Below are 15,298 nucleotides of genomic sequence, written 5' to 3'. Positions count from 1 at the left end.
TAACTCGCTTTGTCAAGAACTTTTTTAAGTTTTTTCAAAGCTGTTTGAAATGTTAGCTGCTTCAAACAACAGCTTATTTAGTATACTAAACTTAATTTACACTGTCAACACTTTTTTGATAGTTTTTGATATTTTTTTGTAATACTGTCATAAAATCTGTCATGATAGGCATTCTTTCAGGCGTTTAAATTTTGATGGAATACTCTTTCTACTCTCTTATTTGACTATTTTATGACTTTATCACCGTCATTCTCCACCCAAAGCTTTCCTTTTTACTTTTCCGCACTTAGCTTATCAGGAAAAAATTAATTTTACCTATCCGCGAACGTCCCTCATTGCTGCCTTAGCTGCTTATTAAACTAATCTTACTCATCTAATACAGATAATTTTTTGTGCTTAGATGTTATAACTACCTCACCAACTCAAGAATCACTACTTTCGATTCTAGTAGGAGATTAAACGAAGTGTAAAGACGGATTTTATCCCATTTAGGCAATTTTTATACTCTGTTAATCGGATTTTTTGATATTGACGTCTACAAAGGCCATATAGCGTTCTCTGAAAGGTCTTATACCATTTCCCTCATTTGTAATATTAGGAGCTGTTATAAAGCAATTTTGAGCGTTTCTGAGCGACTTAGGTAGTAATGTAATAAATAAAGTATAAAAACGCCTGCTTACGAAGTGTTTCTAAACTAGAGACATTTCGTAAACAAGCGTTACTAAATCACCAATATGATGAGTGTTCCCGCTAGGGAAAATCCCCAGCGGTAGACCAGAGCTAGACTAAGAACCCTAGAGTTCCATCATCATAACACTCAACAAAATTGATAAAAATTATACTAATTCAATGATTGCCATTGGAGCAGCATCACCACGGCGAGGTTCAGTTTTAAGAATACGAGTGTATCCACCGTTGCGTTCTGCGTAACGTGGTGCGATTTCATCGAAAAGTTTTTGAAGTGCTGTTTGTGAAGTGTATTTTTCAGTAGCTTCATCAAAGTTTTCAGATGCAATTTCATTGCGAACGAAAGCAGCAGCTTGACGACGAGCATGAAGATCACCACGTTTACCTAAAGTAATCATTTTTTCAACTGTTTTGCGGATTTCTTTAGCACGAGCTTCTGTAGTTACAATAGATTCGTTAATCAAAAGATCTGTTGTCAAATCACGAAGCATTGCTTTACGTTGTGAGCTAGTGCGTCCTAGTTTACGGTAAGCCATTTTATCCTCCTATATTATTTATCGTTTTTGAGTCCGAGTCCAAGATCAGCAAGTTTAACTTTGACTTCTTCAAGGCTCTTACGACCAAGGTTACGGACTTTCATCATTTCAGGCTCAGTTTTTTCTGTCAAATCAAATACAGTGTTGATACCTGCACGTTTAAGACAGTTATATGAGCGGACTGACAAATCAAGTTCTTCGATAGTACGGTCAAGCACTTTTTCATCGTTAACTTTTTCAGTTTCTTTCATCACATCAGTGTTTTTAGCCACTTCAGTAAGGTCAGTAAACAAATTCAAGTGTTCGATCAAAACGCGCGCAGATAGACCTAAAGCATCTTCAGGAATGATTGTGCCATTTGTCATGATTTCGATTGTTAATTTATCAAAGCCATCATTGCTACCTACGCGAGCAGGTTCAACTTGATAATTAACTTTTTTCACTGGTGTGTAGATAGAGTCTACAGCCAATGTTCCCACTGGAGCATCTTCTTTTTTATTACCTTCTGCTGGAACGTAACCACGTTTTTTAGCAACAGTCATTGTAGCTTTCAAACTGTGTCCTTCAGCGATTGTAAAGAGATAGTGGTCTGGGTTGACGATTTCAACATCGCTATCTGTTAAAATATCTCCTGCAGTAACTTCTGCTGGGCCTTCAACATCAAGTTCGATAATTTTTTCATCATCAACATAAGATTTTACTGCAAGTCCTTTAATATTAAGGATGATTTGCATAACATCTTCGCGTACACCTGGAATAGTGTCAAATTCGTGGAGTACTCCATCAATTTTAATTGATGTTACTGCCGCACCTGGGAGTGAAGACAAGAGTACACGACGAAGAGAATTACCTAGAGTTGTCCCGTATCCACGTTCAAGTGGTTCGATGACAAATCTGCCGTAATCTTTATTTTCATCAATTTTTGTTATTATTGGTTTTTCAAACTCAATCATTTATTATACTCCCTCGAAACGAATCTTGTGTACTATTAACAATTATGATTACACACGACGACGTTTTGGAGGACGAGCACCATTGTGTGGCACAGGAGTAACGTCACGGATTGAAGTCACTTCAAGACCAGCAGCAGCAAGAGCACGAATAGCAGACTCACGACCTGAACCAGGACCTTTTACAGTAACTTCAACAGTTTTAAGACCATGTTCTTGTGCAGATTTAGCAGCAGCTTCAGCAGCCATTTGTGCAGCGAATGGAGTAGATTTACGAGAACCTTTGAATCCAAGAGCACCAGCTGATGACCAAGCAATTGCATTACCATGCACATCTGTAATCATAACAATAGTGTTATTGAATGTAGCGTGAATATGAGCAACACCAGATTCGATGTTCTTTTTCACACGACGTTTACGTGTTGGTTTAGCCAATTTTTTTACCTCCTATTTTATTTTTTCTTACCAGCAATCGCAACTGCTTTACCTTTACGAGTGCGAGCGTTATTTTTAGTGTTTTGACCACGGACAGGAAGTCCACGACGGTGACGGATACCACGGTATGAACCAATTTCCATCAAGCGTTTGATGTTCATGTTCACTTCACGACGAAGGTCACCTTCAACTTTAATTGCATCAACTTCACGACGGATAGCATCTTCTTGATCTGATGTCAAATCTTTAACACGGATGTCTTCAGAAACACCAGCAGCTGCTAAGATTTTCTTAGAAGTTGCAAGACCGATACCATATACATAAGTAAGTGAAATTACTACACGTTTTTCATTTGGAATATCAACTCCAGCAATACGAGCCATTTTTTCTCCTTTCTATATTATCCTTGACGTTGTTTGTGTTTTGGATTTGATGGACAAATTACCATAACACGACCGTTACGACGAATAACTTTACAGTATTCGCAAATTGGTTTGACTGATGGTCTTACCTTCATTTTTTAATCCCTCCAATTATTTCGATTATTTAAAGCGGTATGTGATACGTCCACGTGTTAAATCGTATGGACTCATTTCAACAGTAACACGGTCACCTACCAAAATACGAATGTAGTTTTTACGGATTTTTCCTGATACAGTTGCCAAGATTTGGTGTCCATTTTCTAATTCAACAGTAAACATAGCGTTAGGCATCGTCTCAACAACTTTACCTTCAATTTCAATCACATCTTCTTTTGCCACGCAAAAGTACCCCCTAAATTTCGATTTGATGTCCTCTGAGTACAGAGGTAACAATTATAAGCCAGACTAGCCTATTATATCACGACTCTTCTACTTGTGCAAGTAGAAACTCTTAAATTATTTTAATGATGAGATTGCTTTTTCAATGTCAGCAAATACATCATTGATGTCTTGGTTACCTTGAATATCAAAAACAATACCAGCTTTACGATAGTGTTCAATGATTGGTGCACCTTGAGCAATATTAACATCAAGACGACGTTTTACAGTTTCAGGTTTGTCATCTTCACGTTGGTAGAATTCATGTCCGCCACATGCATCACAAGTTCCTTCAACTTTTGTTGGATTGAATACTTTGTGGTATGTTGCTCCACAAGAACGGCAAATAAAGCGGCCAGATAAGCGTTCAATCAAGCTGTCTGGATTAACATCAATGTTAATAACACCGTCTAATTTAAGATCCAAATTTTTAAGTGTTTCATCCAAAGCATGTGCTTGTTCGATAGTACGTGGGTAACCATCAAGCAAGAAACCTTTTTCAGCGATATCAGCTTGTGCCAAACGTTCTTTAACAATACCGTTAGTTACTTCGTCAGGTACAAGTTCACCTTTATCGATGAATGATTTAGCAAGAACACCCATTTCAGTTTTGTTTGCCATTGCAGCACGGAACATATCTCCGGTAGAAATGTGTGCAACGCCGAATTCTTCAACGATTTTTGCTGCTTGAGTCCCTTTACCAGCCCCTGGTAAACCCATGATTAAAAGATTCATGATACTCTCCTTATTTTGTTTTTAAATAAATTTAACACCGAAGTGCTAAACTTATTCAAAAACAAAATAGAAAGGTTGACTAGGTCAACCTATATTCTATTCTGCTGTGTTCATGAAACCAACATACTGTCTCTTCAAGAGATAACCTTCAAGTTGTTTCATTCCTTCAATACCTGTTGAAATCAAGATAAGAAGACTTGTTCCTCCAAGAGCAATACTGCTAGATAAGTTCATTGCTTGTTGTGCAATAATTGGTGTTAATGAAATAAACGCCAAGAAAATTGAACCTACAGTAGCTAATTTCTTCAATAATGAAGAAAGATATTCTTCTGTTTCGCGTCCAGGTCGAACACTAGGAATATATGACGCACCTTTTTGCAAGTTTTCTGCTGTTTTTTCAGGATTAACTTGAACAAAAGTATAGAAGAATGAGAATAAAATAATTAGTACTGCGTAAATTACCATTCCGATCGGTGTTTGGTAATTCAAATATGATTCTAGAGTTGTAAGCCAAGGAATATCATGTCCATTTGAAATCAACGGAATAATCGTACTTGGAATCGTTGTAATCGAACTGGCAAAGATAACGGGAATGACGCCAGCCGGATTAATTTTTAAAGGAAGATAAGAACTTGTTGGTGCACCTTGAACCAATTTTGTATATTGGATTGGAATTTTATATTCTGCTTGTTGGACAAAGGTTGTAAAGAACACAATTGCCAATACAGCTACAATCAACAAAGCTACAAAGATATATGAAGATATTAAATCACTTGAACGAACGTTTACAAAGAAATCTTCATAGATTGTTGAAATAGCATTTGGAATTGATGAAATGATACCCGCGAAGATAATCATTGAAACACCATTTCCGAAACCTTTGTCGGTGATTTGTTCACCGAGCCATGTCACAATCATACTACCAGTAGTTAACAAAGCACCAATTAGAATGTATGTTTTAACATTTGGTGTTGACACCAATGAAATACTTGATAAAGTATTAAAGCCTGCTGTAATCCCGATTGATTGAATGAAAGCCAAGACAAGTGAAATATAACGAGTCGCTTGATTTAACTTACGACGCCCAACTTCACCTTGTTTGCTCCATTCAACAAACTTAGGCAAGATATCCATTTGCAACAGCTGAACAATGATAGATGCTGTGATGTACGGGCTAACACCCATTGAGAATACAGAGAAGTTACTCATAGCATTACCAGAAACAAGGTTCAACATATTTAGAAAGGGAAGTTCACCTAGTTGATCAAGACTTTTAGCATTGATACCTGGCACAGTAATATGTGTTCCAACACGGAAAACAAAGATGATAAAAAGTGTAAAGAAAATTTTATTTCTAACATTTTTTACCTTTAGTGCATCTTTAAGTAATTTAAAGAACATACCGAGTCCTCCTTAATTAGATGACTTCGATTGAACCACCTTTTGCAGTGATAGCTGCTTCAGCAGATTTAGAGAATTTAGCTGCTTTAACAGTCAATTTTTTAGTCAATTCGCCGTTACCAAGAACTTTAACGCCTGATTTTTCAGCACGAATGATTCCAGCTTCTTTAAGAACAACTGGAGTTACTTCTGTACCATCTTCGAAAACGTTAAGTTGGTCAAGGTTTACAAGAGCGTATTCTTTAGCGTTAACGTTCAAGAAACCACGTTTTGGCATACGACGGAACAATGGAGTTTGTCCACCTTCAAAACCAAGACGTACTTTACCACCGCTACGAGCTTTTTGACCTTTTTGACCGCGTCCTGCAGTTTTACCGTTACCAGATGATGTACCACGACCTACACGGTTACGTACTTTACGAGAACCTTCAGCAGGTTTAAGTTCATGAAGTTTCATTATTATTTTCTCCTTTTTTGTAAAATGCTAGCGCCTCTATGAGGGGAAAGGACTCCCCATAGAAACTCGCCTATACTAATATCTAGTTTAAGTCGCAAGAGTACCCCTTGCGACTTAAACCTAAAATTTATTTAATGTTAATTATTTAACATCTTCAACAGTTACCAAGTGTGAAACTGAAGTAACCATTCCACGGATAGCTGGAGTGTCTTCTTTGACAACTGAGCTATGTAATTTACCAAGTCCAAGAGCAGCAACTGTTTTACGTTGTGCAGGAATGCGTCCGATTGGAGACTTAGTCAAAGTAATTTTAATTTGAGCCATTATTATCCCCTTTCTTATGCTAAATCAGAAACTGAAACACCGCGAAGAGCAGCAACGTCTTCTGCACGTTTAAGTTGTTTCAAACCTTCAACAGTTGCGCGAACAATGTTGATTGGAGTGTTTGAACCAAGTGATTTAGATGTAACATCTGCAACACCGGCCAATTCGATGACGGCACGAACAGCACCACCAGCAGCAACCCCAGCACCTTCTACAGCAGGTTTCAACAATACTTTAGCTCCACCAAATTCTGAACGAACTTCGTGAGGAATTGTTGTACCAACCATAGGTACTTCGATCAAGTTTTTCTTAGCGTCTTCAACAGCTTTACGAATAGCTTCTGGTACTTCTTGAGCTTTACCAGTACCGAAACCTACACGACCATTACGGTCACCAACAACTACAAGAGCAGCAAAGCGAAGACGACGTCCACCTTTAACAACTTTTGTAACACGGTTGATCGCAACAACGCGTTCTTCAAGTTCAACTGCATTATCTTTAAATGCCATTATTAAGTGTCCTCCCTATTAGAATTTCAATCCGTTTTCACGAGCTGAGTCAGCCAAAGCTTTAACACGTCCGTGATAGAGATATCCACCGCGGTCAAACACCACTTCAGAAATACCTTTAGCTACTGCGCGTTCAGCAACAAGTTTACCGACAACAACGGCTTGTTCTGTTTTAGTTCCTTTAGAAACTTCTTTATCAAGAGTTGATGCACTTGCGAGCGTTACACCCGCTACGTCATCAATAACTTGAGCGTAGATGCCTGTATTAGAACGGAAAACGTTCAAACGTGGGCGATCAGCAGTTCCAGAGAGTTTACCGCGAACGCGACGGTGGCGTTTTTGGCGGATTTTGTTTTTATCTGGTTTCGAAATCACAATTTTCACCTCTTAATTAATTGATTAATGTCAAAACGACATTGTTTTTATAAATGTTAGCATATGAGTGCTGCGAGAATAGATCTCGCAAAACATCCCATAAACTATTATTTACCTGTTTTACCTTCTTTACGACGTACGTATTCACCAACGTAACGGATACCTTTACCTTTGTAAGGTTCTGGAGCACGAAGGCTACGGATGTAAGCAGCTGTTTGACCAACAACTTCTTTGCTGATACCGTTAACGACGATTGAAGTTGCAGATGGTACTTCAAATGAAATTCCTTCTGGAGCTTCTACTTCGTCTTGGTGAGATTTACCTACAGAAAGTACAAGTTTTGAACCTTGAAGTTGTGCACGGTAACCAACCCCGCGCATTTCAAGTTCTTTTTTGAAACCTTCAGAAACACCAATTACCATGTTGTTCAAGTTAGCACGAGCTGTACCATGGATTGTTTTCATTTCTTTTGAGTCGTTTGGACGGTGAAGTGAAACTTCAGTTCCTTCAACTTTGATTTCAATGTTTTTGTTAAACTCACGAGTGAGTTCGCCTTTAGGTCCTTTAACAGTTACTACATTGTTGTTGTTAGTAACTTCTACACCAGCAGGCAAGTTGATAACTTTATTACCAATACGTGACATAGTTTTATTTTCTCCTGTTAAATTGTCAAGCCGCATAAAGCGACGAGTTTTCACGGGGCGACTAATATACAGTAGCTGTATTATAGTCCATTATTAAGTAAGAAACTTTCTTCAATGAAAATTGAAGTGAAGTTTTTATCTTACCAAACGTAAGCAATAACCTCTCCACCAACGTTCTTTTGACGAGCTTCTTTGTCAGTCAAAAGACCTTCTGATGTAGAAATAATTGCAATTCCAAGTCCGTTAAGAACTTTAGGAACATCTTCACGTTTTGCGTAAACACGAAGACCTGGTTTAGAAATACGTTTCAAGTTAGTGATAACACGTTCACCGTTTTGTCCGTATTTAAGGAATACACGGATGATACCTTGTTTATCGTCTTCGATAACTTCAACGTTTTTCACGAAACCTTCGCGTTTAAGGATTTCAGCAATACCTTTTTTGATGTTTGATGCAGGTACTTCAAGCACTTCGTGTTTTGCTTGGTTAGCATTACGAATGCGTGTCAAAAAGTCTGCAATTGGGTCAGTCATAACCATTTATATATTCTCCTCTTACTAGTAGTTTGAATGTGTTCACTTGCTAGTTAATGTCGCCCTAGGGCTTAATTTTGTTCAAGCAATATTCTTGAACCCATCATGAACGGTGCCAAGCAGAAAATTGTTAAAACAACTTACCACTTTGGCTAGTTCAGTCTGGTTTCTTATATCATCGACTTACCAAGAAGCTTTGGTAACGCCTGGGATTTGTCCTTTGTAAGCTAACTCACGGAAGCAAACACGGCAAAGTTTGAATTTGCGGTAAACTGAGTGTGGACGGCCACAACGTTCGCAACGAGTGTAAGCTTGCGTAGAGAATTTCGCAGGGCGATGATTCTTAGCAATCATAGATTTTTTAGCCAATTGATTTACCTCCTAAATTATTTTGCAAAAGGCATTCCAAGGCCCTTAAGCAATTCACGACCTTCTTCGTCAGTGTTAGCAGTAGTTACGATAACAATATCAAGACCACGTACTTTATCAACATCATCAAAGTTGATTTCTGGGAAGATCAATTGTTCTTTCACACCAAGTGTGTAGTTACCACGTCCGTCAAATGATTTTGTTGGAACACCGTGGAAGTCACGTACACGTGGAAGTGAAACAGTTACCAATTTATCTAAGAATTCGTACATACGTTCACCACGAAGGGTAACTTTTGCACCGATCGCTACACCTTCACGAAGACGGAAGCCAGCGATTGATTTCTTAGCTTTAGTAATCAATGGTTTTTGACCTGAAATAAGTGCCAATTCAGCAGCAGCTTTTTCAAGATTTTTAGCGTTATTTACAGCATCACCAACACCCATGTTAAGAACGATTTTCTCAACTTTTGGGACAGCCATAACTGAAGTGTAGTTGAATTTTTCAGTCAAAGCAGGAACTACTTCGTTAGTGTATTTTTCTTTTAAGCGATTTGCCATTATATACTTTCTCCTTTCCTTCGTGATTAATCAAGCACTTCGCCTGATTTTTTGTTGTAACGAACTTTTTTGCCGTCTACAACTTTGTAACCAACACGTCCTGCAACACCATTTTTGTCAAGAACTTGAACGTTAGACACATGAATCGGTGCTTCTTTTTCCACGATAGCACCTTGAGGGTTTACGTTGTTTGGTTTTTGATGTTTTTTAACAATAGCAACACCTTCAACAACAACTTTGTTGACTTTAGGAAGGGCTTTAAGAACTACAGCTTCAACGCCTTTGTCCTTACCAGCAATAACGCGAACTTTATCGCCTTTTTTTACAAACATTTGGTTTTTCTCCTATTATTTCTTACGCCCTAATGGGCACCCTGCAAAAGCAGGGGACTTAGTTTGTGTTTATGAATTAAAGTACTTCTGGTGCAAGTGATACGATCTTCATGAAGCCACCTTCACGCAATTCACGTGCAACAGGGCCGAAGATACGAGTTCCGCGAGGAGTTTTGTCATCACGGATAATTACTGCAGCGTTGTCGTCAAATTTGATGTATGAACCGTCTGGACGGCGTGCACCTGATTTAGTACGAACAACTACAGCTTTTACGACATCACCTTTTTTAACAGCTCCACCAGGAGTAGCTTGTTTTACAGAAGCAACGATTACGTCACCGATGTTAGCGAATTTACGTCCTGAACCACCAAGAACTTTGATAGTCAAGATCTCACGAGCACCGCTATTATCAGCAACTTTCAAGCGAGTTTCTTGTTGAATCATTTCAAATTTCTCCTTTTAGTTTGATTAGATAATAACAGCTTCTTCCACAACTTCTACAAGACGGAAGTGTTTTGTAGCTGAAAGTGGACGAGTTTCCATGATACGAACGATATCGCCTTCTTTAGCAACGTTGTTTTCATCATGTGCTTTGTATTTTTTAGAATAGTTGATACGTTTACCATAGACTGGGTGGTTACGTTTAGTTTCAACTACAACAGTGATTGTTTTATCCATTTTGTCAGATACTACGCGTCCAACAAGGGTTTTACGTTGATTACGTTCCATTATTAGAATTTCTCCTTTCCCAATCTATTATTTCTTTTCAGATTGCACTGTTTTAACACGTGCAATTTGTTTTTTAACTTCGTTCAAACGAGCAGTTTGATCAAGTTGACCTGCTGCAGCTTGGAAACGAAGATCGAAAAGTTCTTTCTTAAGTTCGTTTTCTTTCTTAGCAAGTTCTTCTTGAGAAAGACCACGAAGCTCTTTAACAAAATCTTTAATTTCTTGAAGTTTCATGATTTCTCCTTATTCTGCTTCACGTTTCACGAATTTAGTCTTAACTGGCAATTTGTGGCTAGCAAGACGAAGTGCTTCACGTGCAACTTCTTCAGATACACCAGCGATTTCGAACATAACTTTACCACGTTTAACTGGTGCTACCCAACCTTCAGGTGCCCCTTTACCAGAACCCATACGTACACCGATAGCTTTAGCAGTGTATGATTTGTGTGGGAAGATTTTAATCCAAACTTTACCACCACGTTTCATGTAACGAGTCATTGCGATACGGGCAGCTTCGATTTGACGGTTTGTGATCCAGTGGCTAGTAGTAGCTTGAAGACCGTATTCACCGAATGCGACTTCTTTACCACCTTTAGCTTCACCGCGCATTTTTCCACGGAATTCGCGACGGTGTTTAACACGTTTAGGTACTAACATTTGTTATTTGCCTCCTTTAGTGTTTTTACGAGCTGGAAGAACTTCACCACGGTAGATCCAAACTTTAACACCAAGTTTACCGTAAGTAGTGTCAGCTTCTTCCCAAGCGTAGTCGATATCTGCACGAAGTGTGTGAAGTGGAACAGTTCCTTCTGAGTAACCTTCAGCACGAGCGATATCAGCACCGTTCAAACGACCAGATACTTGAGTTTTGATACCTTTAGCACCTGCACGCATTGTACGTTGGATAGCTTGTTTTTGAGCACGACGGAAAGCAACACGTTGTTCAAGTTGACGTGCAATGTTTTCACCAACAAGGTGTGCGTCCAAATCAGGTTGTTTGATTTCAACGATGTTGATGTGAACTTGTTTTCCTGTCAATTTATTAAGTTTAACGCGAAGAGCGTCAACGTTAGCTCCACCTTTACCGATAACCATACCAGGTTTTGCAGTGTGAAGTGAAACAATTACTTTATTTACAGCACGTTCAATTTCAATACGTGAAACTGAAGCGTCTGCCAATTCTGTTTGGATGAATTTGCGGATTGCAAGATCTTCATGAAGGTAATCCGCGTATTCTTTTTCAGCATACCATTTCGCATCCCAATCACGGATGATTCCGACACGCATACCAATTGGATGTACTTTTTGACCCACGATTTTACCTCCTTATTTTTCTGACACAACTACTGTTACGTGAGTTGTGCGTTTGTTGATTGGTGAAGCTGAACCTTTAGCACGTGGACGGAAACGTTTCATTGTTGGTCCTTCGTTTGCGAAAGTTTCAGATACTACCAAGTTAGCTTTTTCCAAACCAAAGTTGTTTTCTGCATTAGCGATAGCAGAGTTAAGAACTTTTTCAACTACACGAGCTGCTTTGTTTGGAGTGAATTTCAAGATTGCGATTGCGTCAGCAACATTCTTACCACGGATAAGATCAAGTACAAGACGTGTTTTACGAGGTGAAACACGGACTGTACGAGCCATTGCTTTAGCTGAAGTAATTTCTGCCATTGTGTCCTCCTCCTATTAACGACGTGTTTTCTTATCGTCAGCTGCGTGACCTTTGTAAGTACGAGTTGGTGCGAATTCACCAAGTTTGTGACCTACCATGTCTTCTTGGATGTAAACTGGTACGTGTTTACGTCCATCATAAACTGCGATTGTATAACCGATGAAACTTGGAAAAATCGTTGAACGACGTGACCAAGTTTTAATTACTTTTTTCTTTTCGTCATTTGCTTGAGCTTCAACTTTTTTCATCAAATGCTCATCGACGAAAGGTCCTTTTTTAAGACTACGTCCCATTTTGTAGTTTTCTCCTTTAAAATATAGTACCACAGCGGCCTGTGTGCATAAATGCACACTACCGAGCTGGCGGATGTTTATTAAACTAAGCGACTAACAGATTATTTGTCGTTACGACGACGAACGATAAGCTTGTCAGATTTAGCTTTTTTGTTACGAGTTTTAAGACCAAGCGCAGGTTTACCCCAAGGAGTAGATGGCGCTTTACGTCCAACTGGTGCTTTACCTTCACCACCACCGTGTGGGTGATCATTAGGGTTCATTACAGAACCACGAACTGTAGGACGGACACCCATCCAACGGCTGCGACCAGCTTTACCAAGGTTAACAAGAACTTGTTGTTCGTTACCAACTGTACCGATTGTAGCACGGCAAGTTCCAAGAATCATACGAACTTCGCCTGATTGAAGACGTACAAGAACATATTTACCTTCTTGACCAAGTACTTGTGCAGATGCACCAGCGGCACGAATCAATTCAGCACCTTTACCTGGTTGAAGTTCGATGTTGTGAATAACTGTACCAACAGGGATGTTAGCAAGTGGAAGAGCATTACCAACTTTGATATCTGCATCTGGGCCTGAAACGATACGTTGACCAACTTCAAGACCTTTAGGTGCAAGGATGTAAGCTTTCACACCATCAGTGTAGTGTACAAGAGCGATGTTTGCTGTACGGTTTGGATCGTACTCGATAGTTTTAACAACTGCTTCAACGCCATCTTTGTTACGTTTGAAGTCGATCAAACGGTAGTGACGTTTGTGACCGCCACCTTGGTGACGAACAGTGATGCGACCGTTGTTGTTACGACCAGCTTTGTTTTTAAGTGAAACAAGCAATGATTTCTCAGGAGTGCTTGTAGTGATTTCAGCAAAATCCAAAGAAGTCATATTACGACGACCATTTGTCGTTGGTTTATAAGCTTTAATACCCACGTTATTTCCTCCTTAGATTATTCAGCTTCAGCTGCAAACAACTCGATTGCTTTAGAATCAGCTGTAAGAGTGATGATAGCTTTTTTAGTTTTTGAAGTGAAACCAGTGTAACGACCAACACGTTTAGCTTTTGGTTTAACAGTTACAGTGTTCACGTTTGCAACTTTAACTCCATCAAAAGCAGCTTCAACAGCTTGTTTGATCAAAAGTTTGTGCGCACGAGAGTCAACTTCAAATGTATATTTACCTGCTTCGAGGTCGTACATTGATTTTTCAGTGATAACTGGTTTTTTGATTACGTCGTACAAATTCATTATGCAAGAACCTCCTCGATTGTAGAGATTGCTTCTTTAGTAACAAGAAGTTTGTCGCTGTTTACGATATCAAGAACACTTGCAGTTGTTGCAGTTGCAACTTTAACGTTTGGAAGGTTACGTGCAGAAAGAGCTGCAAATTCATTACCTTCTTCAAGGATTACAAGTACTTTTGAGTCAACGTTAAGAGCTGAAAGTACGTTTGCGAATTCAGCAGTTTTTGGAGCTGCAAATGAAAGGCTTTCTACAGCTACAAATTTTTCTTCAGCAACTTTAGCTGAGTAAACTGATTTCAATGCAAGGCGACGAACTTTTTGTGGAAGTTTGTATCCGTATGAACGTGGAGTTGGTCCGAAGACTACACCACCACCACGCCATTGTGGTGAGCGGATAGAACCTTGACGAGCGCGTCCAGTTCCTTTTTGACGCCATGGTTTACGACCACCACCAGATACTGCAGAGCGGTTTTTAACTGCGTGAGTACCTTGGCGAAGGCTAGCGCGTTGGCTGATAACAACATCAAACACTACTGATTCGTTTGGTTCGATACCGAAGATAGCGTCGTTCAATTCAACTGAGCTAACTTCTTTACCAGTTTGGTCAAATAGTTTTACGTTTGCCATTTTAACTGTTTTCTCCTTTCTTATTATTTAGCAGCCTTAACTGCTGATTTGATAGTGATAAGAGATTTCTTAGCACCTGGTACGTTACCTTTGATAAGGATAACGTTTTTCTCTGGGATAACTTGGACAACTTCAAGGTTTTGGATTGTCACACGGTTACCACCCATACGTCCTGCCAAGTGTTTATTTTTGAAAACACGGTTAGGCGCAACAGGTCCCATAGAACCTGGACGACGGTGATAACGAGAACCGTGAGCCATTGGTCCACGAGCTTGACCATGGCGTTTGATAACACCTTGGAAACCTTTACCTTTAGATGTACCAGTTACATCAACAACATCTCCAGCTTCGAATGTATCAACTGTGATTTCTTGACCAACTTCCAAGCCTTCAATGTTTTTGAATTCACGAATGAAGCGCTTAGGAGCTGTGTTAGCTTTTGCTACATGGCCTTTGGCAGGTTTGTTGCTCAATACTTCACGTTTGTCGTCAAAACCAACTTGAACAGCTTCATAACCGTCTGTTTCAACAGTTTTCACTTGAAGCACAACGTTTGGAGTTGCTTCGATGACAGTAACAGGGATGAATTCACCAGATTCAGTGAAGATTTGAGTCATTCCCACTTTTTTCCCTAAGATTCCTTTTGTCATGAGAAAATATTTCCTTTACTTTATTTATTTAAAAAGTTTTTAATGAGCGTTTTTTATGCTCAAAAAAGTTTTTAACGAGCGTTTTTTGTGCTCAAGAATCAAATCCTTATTAAAGTTTGATTTCTACGTTAACACCACTTGGAAGATCCAATTTCATCAAAGCATCAACTGTTTTTTGAGTTGGGTTGATGATATCGATCAAGCGTTTGTGAGTACGCATTTCGAATTGTTCGCGAGAATCTTTATATTTGTGAGTCGCACGAATAATTGTGTACAAGCTACGTTCAGTTGGAAGTGGAACTGGTCCAGCTACTGAAGCACCTGTACGTGTTGCAGTTTCAACAATTTTTTCTGCCGCTGTGTCAAGTGTACGATGTTCGTATGCTTTCAAACGGATACGGATTTTTTTGTTTGCCATCTTTTTCTCCTTTTCG

At 39.2% G+C, this 15,298-nt stretch carries 29 protein-coding genes; all 29 read right to left on the bottom strand.

The genetic code is table 11. The annotated features are described in order from the left end of the window. Positions 1–836: 836 nt before the first annotated feature. The gene (gene rplQ / locus JG537_RS09465) at positions 837–1,223 is read right to left on the bottom strand and encodes a 50S ribosomal protein L17 (RefSeq protein WP_003062890.1); all 387 of its coding nucleotides are present in this window, start codon (positions 1,221–1,223) and stop codon (positions 837–839) included. Positions 1,224–1,237: 14 nt separating this feature from the next. After that, positions 1,238–2,176 carry a DNA-directed RNA polymerase subunit alpha gene (locus JG537_RS09460; RefSeq protein WP_009853219.1) on the bottom strand — a complete coding sequence of 313 codons (939 nt, stop codon included), beginning with the start codon at positions 2,174–2,176 and terminating at the stop codon, positions 1,238–1,240. A gap of 48 nt (positions 2,177–2,224) precedes the next feature. Then, the gene (gene rpsK / locus JG537_RS09455) at positions 2,225–2,608 is read right to left on the bottom strand and encodes a 30S ribosomal protein S11 (RefSeq protein ID WP_003062885.1); all 384 of its coding nucleotides are present in this window, start codon (positions 2,606–2,608) and stop codon (positions 2,225–2,227) included. A gap of 17 nt (positions 2,609–2,625) precedes the next feature. Further along, positions 2,626–2,991 (bottom strand): 30S ribosomal protein S13, encoded by a 366-nt coding sequence (gene rpsM, locus JG537_RS09450; RefSeq protein ID WP_003067196.1) that lies wholly within the window; start codon positions 2,989–2,991, stop codon positions 2,626–2,628. 17 nt (positions 2,992–3,008) lie between these two features. Further along, on the bottom strand, positions 3,009–3,125 hold the full coding sequence (gene rpmJ, locus JG537_RS09445; protein WP_002959355.1) for a 50S ribosomal protein L36: 117 nt from the start codon (positions 3,123–3,125) through the stop codon (positions 3,009–3,011). 25 nt (positions 3,126–3,150) lie between these two features. Beyond that, a complete protein-coding gene (infA, locus tag JG537_RS09440) occupies positions 3,151–3,369 on the bottom strand; it encodes a translation initiation factor IF-1 (RefSeq protein WP_001040189.1) in 219 nt (72 codons plus the stop codon). A gap of 117 nt (positions 3,370–3,486) precedes the next feature. Next, positions 3,487–4,143 (bottom strand): adenylate kinase, encoded by a 657-nt coding sequence (locus tag JG537_RS09435; protein ID WP_074482941.1) that lies wholly within the window; start codon positions 4,141–4,143, stop codon positions 3,487–3,489. A gap of 96 nt (positions 4,144–4,239) precedes the next feature. Beyond that, positions 4,240–5,544 carry a preprotein translocase subunit SecY gene (gene secY / locus JG537_RS09430; protein WP_039696042.1) on the bottom strand — a complete coding sequence of 435 codons (1,305 nt, stop codon included), beginning with the start codon at positions 5,542–5,544 and terminating at the stop codon, positions 4,240–4,242. Positions 5,545–5,560: 16 nt separating this feature from the next. Then, positions 5,561–6,001, bottom strand: a complete 441-nt coding sequence (rplO, locus tag JG537_RS09425) for a 50S ribosomal protein L15 (protein WP_003062876.1) — start codon at positions 5,999–6,001, stop codon at positions 5,561–5,563. A gap of 141 nt (positions 6,002–6,142) precedes the next feature. Further along, on the bottom strand, positions 6,143–6,325 hold the full coding sequence (gene rpmD / locus JG537_RS09420; RefSeq protein ID WP_006531331.1) for a 50S ribosomal protein L30: 183 nt from the start codon (positions 6,323–6,325) through the stop codon (positions 6,143–6,145). Positions 6,326–6,339: 14 nt separating this feature from the next. Continuing rightward, positions 6,340–6,834 (bottom strand): 30S ribosomal protein S5, encoded by a 495-nt coding sequence (gene rpsE, locus JG537_RS09415; RefSeq protein ID WP_003062871.1) that lies wholly within the window; start codon positions 6,832–6,834, stop codon positions 6,340–6,342. 18 nt (positions 6,835–6,852) lie between these two features. Beyond that, a complete protein-coding gene (gene rplR, locus JG537_RS09410) occupies positions 6,853–7,209 on the bottom strand; it encodes a 50S ribosomal protein L18 (RefSeq protein ID WP_003001342.1) in 357 nt (118 codons plus the stop codon). A gap of 107 nt (positions 7,210–7,316) precedes the next feature. Beyond that, positions 7,317–7,853 (bottom strand): 50S ribosomal protein L6, encoded by a 537-nt coding sequence (gene rplF, locus JG537_RS09405; RefSeq protein ID WP_074482938.1) that lies wholly within the window; start codon positions 7,851–7,853, stop codon positions 7,317–7,319. A 140-nt stretch (positions 7,854–7,993) separates the two neighbouring features. After that, positions 7,994–8,392: a 30S ribosomal protein S8 gene (gene rpsH / locus JG537_RS09400; protein ID WP_006531328.1), complete on the bottom strand. Its 399-nt coding sequence runs from the start codon at positions 8,390–8,392 to the stop codon at positions 7,994–7,996. A 177-nt stretch (positions 8,393–8,569) separates the two neighbouring features. Further along, positions 8,570–8,755 carry a type Z 30S ribosomal protein S14 gene (locus tag JG537_RS09395; protein WP_003062863.1) on the bottom strand — a complete coding sequence of 62 codons (186 nt, stop codon included), beginning with the start codon at positions 8,753–8,755 and terminating at the stop codon, positions 8,570–8,572. 17 nt (positions 8,756–8,772) lie between these two features. Continuing rightward, positions 8,773–9,315, bottom strand: a complete 543-nt coding sequence (rplE, locus tag JG537_RS09390; RefSeq protein ID WP_003067215.1) for a 50S ribosomal protein L5 — start codon at positions 9,313–9,315, stop codon at positions 8,773–8,775. A 26-nt stretch (positions 9,316–9,341) separates the two neighbouring features. Beyond that, a complete protein-coding gene (gene rplX, locus JG537_RS09385; RefSeq protein WP_003067218.1) occupies positions 9,342–9,647 on the bottom strand; it encodes a 50S ribosomal protein L24 in 306 nt (101 codons plus the stop codon). A 76-nt stretch (positions 9,648–9,723) separates the two neighbouring features. Next, positions 9,724–10,092 (bottom strand): 50S ribosomal protein L14, encoded by a 369-nt coding sequence (gene rplN, locus JG537_RS09380; protein ID WP_003062856.1) that lies wholly within the window; start codon positions 10,090–10,092, stop codon positions 9,724–9,726. A 24-nt stretch (positions 10,093–10,116) separates the two neighbouring features. Then, complete coding sequence (rpsQ, locus tag JG537_RS09375) at positions 10,117–10,377, bottom strand: 30S ribosomal protein S17 (RefSeq protein WP_002944482.1); 261 nt, start codon at positions 10,375–10,377, stop codon at positions 10,117–10,119. A 27-nt stretch (positions 10,378–10,404) separates the two neighbouring features. Continuing rightward, entirely contained in the window at positions 10,405–10,611 is a 207-nt protein-coding gene (rpmC, locus tag JG537_RS09370; RefSeq protein WP_003062854.1) for a 50S ribosomal protein L29, read from the bottom strand. Between the two features lie 9 nt (positions 10,612–10,620). Then, a complete protein-coding gene (rplP, locus tag JG537_RS09365; protein ID WP_003062852.1) occupies positions 10,621–11,034 on the bottom strand; it encodes a 50S ribosomal protein L16 in 414 nt (137 codons plus the stop codon). Between the two features lie 3 nt (positions 11,035–11,037). Next, positions 11,038–11,691 (bottom strand): 30S ribosomal protein S3, encoded by a 654-nt coding sequence (gene rpsC, locus JG537_RS09360; protein ID WP_021141408.1) that lies wholly within the window; start codon positions 11,689–11,691, stop codon positions 11,038–11,040. 12 nt (positions 11,692–11,703) lie between these two features. Then, on the bottom strand, positions 11,704–12,048 hold the full coding sequence (gene rplV, locus JG537_RS09355; protein WP_003062848.1) for a 50S ribosomal protein L22: 345 nt from the start codon (positions 12,046–12,048) through the stop codon (positions 11,704–11,706). A 15-nt stretch (positions 12,049–12,063) separates the two neighbouring features. Then, entirely contained in the window at positions 12,064–12,342 is a 279-nt protein-coding gene (gene rpsS, locus JG537_RS09350; protein ID WP_000533765.1) for a 30S ribosomal protein S19, read from the bottom strand. Positions 12,343–12,443: 101 nt separating this feature from the next. Continuing rightward, the gene (gene rplB, locus JG537_RS09345) at positions 12,444–13,277 is read right to left on the bottom strand and encodes a 50S ribosomal protein L2 (RefSeq protein ID WP_003067222.1); all 834 of its coding nucleotides are present in this window, start codon (positions 13,275–13,277) and stop codon (positions 12,444–12,446) included. Between the two features lie 17 nt (positions 13,278–13,294). Next, positions 13,295–13,591 carry a 50S ribosomal protein L23 gene (locus JG537_RS09340; protein ID WP_003062842.1) on the bottom strand — a complete coding sequence of 99 codons (297 nt, stop codon included), beginning with the start codon at positions 13,589–13,591 and terminating at the stop codon, positions 13,295–13,297. Then, a complete protein-coding gene (rplD, locus tag JG537_RS09335) occupies positions 13,591–14,214 on the bottom strand; it encodes a 50S ribosomal protein L4 (RefSeq protein ID WP_003067225.1) in 624 nt (207 codons plus the stop codon). The genes JG537_RS09340 and rplD overlap by 1 nt, the downstream gene beginning before the upstream one ends. A 23-nt stretch (positions 14,215–14,237) precedes the next feature. Continuing rightward, positions 14,238–14,864: a 50S ribosomal protein L3 gene (rplC, locus tag JG537_RS09330; RefSeq protein ID WP_003067226.1), complete on the bottom strand. Its 627-nt coding sequence runs from the start codon at positions 14,862–14,864 to the stop codon at positions 14,238–14,240. A gap of 109 nt (positions 14,865–14,973) precedes the next feature. Further along, positions 14,974–15,282, bottom strand: coding sequence for a 30S ribosomal protein S10 (gene rpsJ, locus JG537_RS09325; RefSeq protein WP_006531319.1), 309 nt, complete (start codon positions 15,280–15,282; stop codon positions 14,974–14,976). Positions 15,283–15,298: the final 16 nt, after the last annotated feature.

Origin of the sequence: Streptococcus vicugnae (assembly GCF_016461705.1) — a bacterium.
In the GTDB taxonomy this organism is placed as follows: Bacteria; Bacillota; Bacilli; order Lactobacillales; family Streptococcaceae; genus Streptococcus; species Streptococcus vicugnae.
Note: the sequence above shows the minus strand (reverse complement) of the source record. Positions and strands in the feature narration are given on the sequence as shown.